Source organism: Desulforhabdus sp. TSK (genome assembly GCF_022836495.1).
Classification (GTDB): Bacteria; Desulfobacterota; Syntrophobacteria; order Syntrophobacterales; family Syntrophobacteraceae; genus Desulforhabdus.
Map to the genome: position 1 here is coordinate 1 of NZ_BQXM01000083.1, position 1,768 is coordinate 1,768.

The window sequence follows — 1,768 nt, forward strand, 5'->3', positions numbered from 1 at the left end:
GTAACTTCTCAAAAAGTGTAGGTAGGCATAAAAAAGTTCGGGACTTCAGAACACAGTTTGTGCTATGCATATGGGGCATGAGAGCAACTATTCAGATACCCAACATCCCGGAAGAAGCAAAGAGCGAGCTGGTCGTCCAATTATTGGAGATCATCAAACAACAGGCGGAGCTCATACAGGAGCTCAGGGATGAAATCGCCCGCCTCAAAGGCCAGACTCCAAGGCCAAAGATAGCACCCAGCCGATTGGAGCAACGCGAAAAAAACAAGCCCAATACCAATGGAAAGAAACGGCCCGGTTCAGATAAAAGACAAAAGACCAGCGAGCTCATGATTCATGCCGAGCAGAAGGTGACCGCCGAAAACATTCCGGAAGGTTCAACATTCAAAGGCTACAAGGATTTCATCGTTCAGGATCTCCGTATCGAGGTCCACAATACGCGTTTCAGGCTGGAATGCTGGCAGACGCCCGATGGCCACTACGTGACCGCTCCATTACCTCCTCAATTGAATGGAAAACATTTCGGGACCGAGCTCATCCGTTTTGTGCTTTATCAGTACCACCATTGCCATGTCACTCAACCCCTGTTGCTGGAGCAACTGAGTGAGATGGGGGTTGATATCTCAATCGGACAGCTCAACAATCTCCTAATCGAGGACAACGATGTTTTTCATCTGGAAAAGGATGCCATTCTCGCCACCGGCCTTGAAGTCTCCACCTATGTCAATGTGGATGATACAGGAGCCCGTCATCAGGGCAAAAACGGCTACTGCACACACATTGGGAATGAATGGTTTTCCTGGTTCGAAAGCACCTCCAGCAAAAGCCGCATAAACTTTCTGAGACTCCTTCGCTGCGGCCATTCCGATTATGTCATTAATGCCGACGCCGTGGCCTACTGGAAATCCAATAAGCTCCCCCGATCACTCCTCAATCCTTTGTCGATGGATCAATCCCGTACGTTTGATAATGACGAGCAGTGGGACCAATACTTGAAACAAAAGGGTATCAAAGGCGCCAGACATATACAAATTACCACAGAAGGCGCCTTAATCGGGAGCATCATTGAGCATGGCGTTTCAAGGAACCTGGTGGTCGTCAGTGACGATGCCGGTCAATTCAATGTTCTCCTTCACGCCCTCTGCTGGATCCACGCTGAAAGAAGCATCAACAAAATCACCCCTGTGAGCGAGAAGGGCAAAAAGGATCTCGAGGAGGTGCTGGAACGTTTCTGGCAACTTTATAAAGAGCTGAAAGCCTATAAAGCTGATCCGCAACCCTCTGAGGCGGAGCGCCTGGATGAGCTTTTTGACGATATCTTTACCACTCGAACATCCAGCGCCACATTAAATAATGCCCTCAAGCGGATTTACTGCAACAAGTCGGAGATGCTCCTGGTCCTGCGGTATCCGGAGATCCCGTTGCACAATAATCTGAGCGAAAACGGCATCCGTGACTATGTGAAAAAACGCAAAATAAGCGGTAGCACACGAAGCGAAGCGGGACGGCGTAGTCGAGATACCTTTGCGACTCTCAAAAAAACATGTCGCAAACTTGGGATCACGTTTTGGCAATATCTCCAAGACCGCATGGAAAAAACCCAACTCATTCCAAGCTTGTCTGAATTGATCCGCAACCGATCACTTCAGAATGATTGGCATATATCCATTCCGGAAAAACCACGGAGTCCCTGCTGGTTCTGATAGCCGGCACCATGCTCATTCTTTCGTCCAATTGTTGATCCCACCTACACTTATTGAGAAGTTAC

The 1,768-nt window shown here is 48.6% G+C and carries 1 protein-coding gene; it reads left to right on the forward strand.

Translation table 11 applies throughout. The annotated features are described in order from the left end of the window. Nucleotides 1-77: 77 nt before the first annotated feature. Complete coding sequence (locus MWC30_RS21540) at nucleotides 78-1,703, forward strand: transposase (RefSeq protein WP_368860921.1); 1,626 nt, start codon at nucleotides 78-80, stop codon at nucleotides 1,701-1,703. The last annotated feature ends 65 nt before the right edge of the window (nucleotides 1,704-1,768 follow it).